Origin of the sequence: Rhodopirellula sp. JB055, assembly GCF_043100905.1 — a bacterium.
In the GTDB taxonomy this organism is placed as follows: domain Bacteria; phylum Planctomycetota; class Planctomycetia; order Pirellulales; family Pirellulaceae; genus Rhodopirellula.
The window spans coordinates 1-4,820 of sequence record NZ_JBICHO010000456.1 but is presented as its reverse complement, the minus strand read 5'-3'; the positions used below and the strand labels follow the sequence as shown (position 1 = coordinate 4,820).

2 protein-coding genes are annotated in these 4,820 nt (G+C 58.4%); one reads left to right on the top strand and one right to left on the bottom strand.

Features of this window, described 5'->3' with window-relative positions:
* Positions 1-374: 374 nt before the first annotated feature.
* The gene (locus tag ACF8AM_RS17950; protein WP_392556962.1) at positions 375-2,096 is read right to left on the bottom strand and encodes a PQQ-binding-like beta-propeller repeat protein; all 1,722 of its coding nucleotides are present in this window, start codon (positions 2,094-2,096) and stop codon (positions 375-377) included.
* 380 nt (positions 2,097-2,476) lie between these two features.
* Between ACF8AM_RS17950 and ACF8AM_RS17945 the strand changes: the two genes are divergently transcribed.
* On the top strand, positions 2,477-4,820 hold a 2,344-nt coding region (locus tag ACF8AM_RS17945; protein WP_392556963.1), incomplete at its 3' end, for an AsmA family protein.

The following is a 4,820-nucleotide window of genomic DNA, read 5'->3' as shown; positions in this document are numbered from 1 at the left end:
ATTTTTAGGCGACTCGAGAGAGATGGTTCACGTGACTTTGAGGTGTTCCTGTGGTTCCCTCGCTGTTGCGTGGTTTTGTGAAATACCTATACCACACGAAAAAGCGCAACTTCGAAACTGACGCGTCGGCTTGTTGTGAGGGCGTCGCTCGCTCACTGTGCTGTTCATTCAATCCTAACCCGATGCGTGAGCGAGGGATCACGTGTCGTTGCCGCGAGCCTGTGGTCCCTCGCTGACGCGTCGGGTTATGAAAAAACAATGCCTCACGCGAAAACGCAACTTCGAACTCACGCGTCGGGTTGTGATTGACGGTCTTGGAAGACCGTCGTACGTGACGGCGGTGCCATTCAGTCCTTTGAGGACAACGCGGCAAACTAGTTCGTGCTGGTGTCGTCCAACGGTGGGCGTTGGGGACGATCGGGACGGTTGTCTTCCTGTTGACCGCCAAAGCCTCCGCGTCCGCCGCCTCGGCCACGGTCTCCACCGCGTCCGCGATCACCGCCACCGCCACGGTTGCCAAATCCGCCACCTCCAAATCCGCCACCTCCGAATCCGCCGCGTCCGAATCTGCCACCTGGTCCACCCCGGCCTTGATCACCGCGTTGCGCCATTTCATTTGAGTCCGGTGTGTCGCCTGCGGGCGCCGATTCGGATGACTCATCAAAGGGCCCGGCGACAACACAGTAAAGATGTTTGTTCGATCGAACGAACAAGTTGCCATCACTGTACGCTGGCGATCCGCTGAACGATTCGGTCTCGGTCGTCGTGCGATTGACGGCGAGTTGTTTCAGTTCGTAATGCACGTCAAAGACAAACATGTCGCCATTGCCTTTGATGTAGTACAGATGGCCATTGACGACGATGGGTGACGCGTAGTCCGAGCCTCCTCGGCGACCGCCCGAACCGCCGCTTCCACCCGACAAACGAATGCGGTCAATCATCTCACCGGATGCTTCGTCGGTTCGAGTCAACACGTCGTTGGCAATCATGAAGACCGTTCCGTTGTAAGCCACCGGCGTCGCGAACCGTCCTGATTCCGAACCGTTCCAGGCGACATGGGAATCCGTCACGTCGCCGGTTCCTCCTGCGCGGACCGCGATCGACCCGCTGCCGCGGCCCCCCAGGACGATCACCACGTCTTTATCAACGACCGCGCTCGTGCTGGCTTGATCTGATTCGCCTGCTAACGCGTACCAGCGAAGCTTGCCATTGTCTGGGTTGATGCCCCAAACTTCACCGGCAACTCCGACGACCAAATCCACTCCGTTCTCCGTTTTCGCAAGTGCAGGTGTGCCCCACAGGTTGTCGAGACCCTTCGCTTCCTGCCGCCAGATTTCTTTGCCGGTTGCTTTGTCCAGTGCCACCAAAGCTTGGCTTTCCGACGACGCCGTCACGATCACCTTGTCGTCCAACAAGATCGGACTCGATGCGGAACCCCAACGGTGCGAATCCGATTCCGTGCCCAACGGAGTGTGCCACAATTGGTTTCCCTCGAAATCAAACGCGAACGCGCCGGTCTTTCCAAAGAACACGTACACGTTTTGGCCATCCGACACGGGCGAATGCGATGCGTAACCGTGAGATGGAACGCCCGCACCCGTGTAGGGATCTTCCGGCTGAACCGCATCGATCGATTTCTCCCAAATCACTTCGCCTGACTTGGCGTCGAGGCAAACGAGATGACGTTTCAGATCATTGATGTCGCCGGGATTGGCTCGATCGAGCCCATAGCCGGAGTAGCACGTCACACAGATGCGATCGCCAACCACGATCGGGCTGGAAACACCTGCTCCCGGAAGAGCCACCTTCCACTTCACGTTCTGCGTCGGGCTCCACCGAACCGGAACGGATGCGTCGCTCTGGACGACTCCCGATCCATTGGGCCCGCGAAAGCGGCTCCAGTCTTCGGCATCGACGATGGAGTCGCACAACGCGAGCGACAAGAGAACGACCAAGTAACGTTGCAAACCGGTCATCGGTAAGAATCCTGGGAAAAGACTGCTGAAAAAGAAATCACGGCGGCATCGTTTCTTCGGGTGCCCATCGGCCACGACAGAAAGTAAAGGGAAGTCGGCGGCCGATTGGTGAAACGACATTTGGATCGTTGAAAACCTGCATTGCAGCGCATCCGAACCGCGTTGATTTGCCATCGGTGATCCCAACTTGTGCCAAACGATGCCTTCCGGGCATTGGGTGGAACCCCGCAGAGTCAGCTAGGTTTCTGCACTTCTTGCATCGCGATGCCGGTTTGGAGGACGCCGTTGGGTCCGTGATTTGCCCTGTTGTGATTTGCCCGGCCGCAAGCCAAATGGACGGGATCCAATCGCGGCGGATGCTGGCGTCTCGGATCCACGCGAATCCGCCAGATTCCGTTGGCATCCGGCAGCAAACATTTTGTAGGCTGCGGTTCAAAATGGCATGAACTACGAAAGATGGAGCCAACGTGTCCGGGAATCGACTCGATCCACCGCCAGCCATGTGCCGCCTCAACTCGGCCCGACGATGGCGTGCGTGCGTCGTCATCGGCGTTGTCACCGTGTTTTCGTCGATCACCTTTTCTTCTCAAGTTTATGCCCAGCAACCCACCAGCCAGCCACCCACCAGCCAGCCACCCGCCGACCAGCCACCCACACGCCGCCAACCCGTCACGCAAGAAAACCCGGACCCCACGGATCGCTATTGGAACAGCCAGTGGGAGTTTCGTGAGATCGATGTAGCCAAACTCGCCGAGCGGCTGAAATCCATCGGGATCGATCTCGGCATCCCGCTCGAAGGCAACGTGACGGTGCAGTTTGAAGTCGGCGTTCCTTGGACGTCCCTCACTGACGGAGCCGCCTACCGATTCGATGGAACACTGACCAGTTCACGCTTGATCGTCGACCGTTTCGAACTTCTCAATCTGCGAACCACGGTCCGCTATCGCGATGGCGTGGCCACGCTGAGCTCCTTGACCGGCTCGGCCGTCGAATCCGGCGAAGCTTCCAACGATCTGACGAAGGGCAAATTCACCGGAAGCGGTTCCCTTGAACTGGTTCCTCAAGGCGACGCGTCCGCCGATTTGAAGCTGGACGAACTCTCACTGGCCCCCATCACCGATTTCGCTGCTTCCTGGTTCCCGTCCTACGAGCCGATGCTGCCGAAGGACGGGGAGCTATCCGGAGACGTCCAGTTCCGTGCACCCATCCAACGCATCGATGACATCGCCAGCTACGACTTGGAGGGAACCTTTCAAGCCGATGCACTGCAACTCAGTGGATTGCCGCCGGTGGATCTGAAGGTCGGCAAACTGCTGGTCCGGGACGGTCGCCTGCGAGCCGACAAGATTGATCTGCAAACCACACCGACGTCGAATGCCTCCACCGTTCGAATGATCGGCCAAGCGGACCTTCCACTGACCGGCAACGGATCGTTCTCCTTCGAAGTGGCCGCGGACGACCTTCCGATCGGGCAGATGTCCGAATGGATCGGCGGCTCTGATTCATCCGAACAAGTAGGACTCGTCCAGGGCAAACTTGATTTTCGAATCCAAGGGACAGGCGAGCTGGACGACCGAGCCGAACAAACGCAGTGGAACATCGCTGGGGCTGTGGCGTCTCCAGCGATCCAGGTCGCGGGCGTCGATCTCGGCTCATTCGAGCACGACGTTCGCTTCACGCCCACCGATTTTGCTCTCACTCCGCGGCGGCAAAGTTCCGAGCTGCCCGCACGCTTCAAAATCCATCGAGTCGAATCGGATTATCGAATCACTCAGACCGCCTTTGATTTGACCTCGTTGACCGCCACTCTGTTCGGCGGACAAATCTCCGGCCGAGCGACGGTGCCTCGCCGTGATGACGAGGACATGGTCGTGGATCTCAATTTTCGCGACGTCCGACCTGAGCTAAGGCTGCCTGTATCAGAAAGCATCGAGCTGAAAATCACATCGACGCTGTCCGGTGAGCTTGATTGGAAGGTTCCATTGAACCGGCTGTCCGATCCGGTCGCGCATCGTGGTTCAGCGGAGTTGGTCGCTTCGTCCATCATGTTGGGCGAGGCATCGATCGGTGATTTGAACGCGAACGTTGCGACCAACCAAGGTGAATTCCAGTTCGATCTGAACGGTGACCTCTTCGGGGGAACGGTTCAAGGCCACTCCACTGCACAACTGATTGCTTCGGATCAGTGGAATGATTTGCCGGCTCGGACCCAAGCGTCGCAGTTGACGTTCGATGGCGTGTCGTTGGACGCGCTGGTCGATGTGTTGGCACGTCGAAAAATGGGGATGAGCGGAAAGGCAACCGGCAGCGTCTCGGTCAACTTCGCAACATCAAGCGGCCTTGCACGAGCGATCCCAGATACGACGATCGATCTCGAGCTTTCACAGCTCATGTATCGTGCTCAGCCGCTTTCAAGAAAACTACGCTTGGCCGGCCGGATCGAAAACGACGTGCTCCGGATCCAGTCGCTCCGAGGCGACTACGCGGACGGGACACTCAGCCTGCATGGGCTGGTTTATTTGGTCGATGGCGACCAACGGATTCACCCACGATTCGACACGCGGTTGGTGGCATCCCGCGTGGATCTGAACCGTGGGCTATGGTTCCTCGGTGACACCGCGGATCAGTTTTTTGGGCGAGCCTCTGGCAAGGCAACCGTCACCGGACACGCAGAGTCCATTCGGGTGCGAGGCAACGTTGACGGACGCGATCTGAATGTCTTCGGCCTTCCCGCAGGCAACGCTCACAGCGCTTTGGTCGCGACCGCGAATGTTCAATCGTCCAAATGGAGTCTCAACTTTCCGTCGGTGCGTTCTCGTGTCGGCGGAGGCCAATTGGAGGGCG

Excerpts from the sequence above, each read along its gene's own strand:
- ACF8AM_RS17950 (WP_392556962.1), bottom strand. The coding sequence starts at position 2,096 with ATGTCGTTTCACCAATCGGCCGCCGACTTCCCTTTACTTTCTGTCGTG.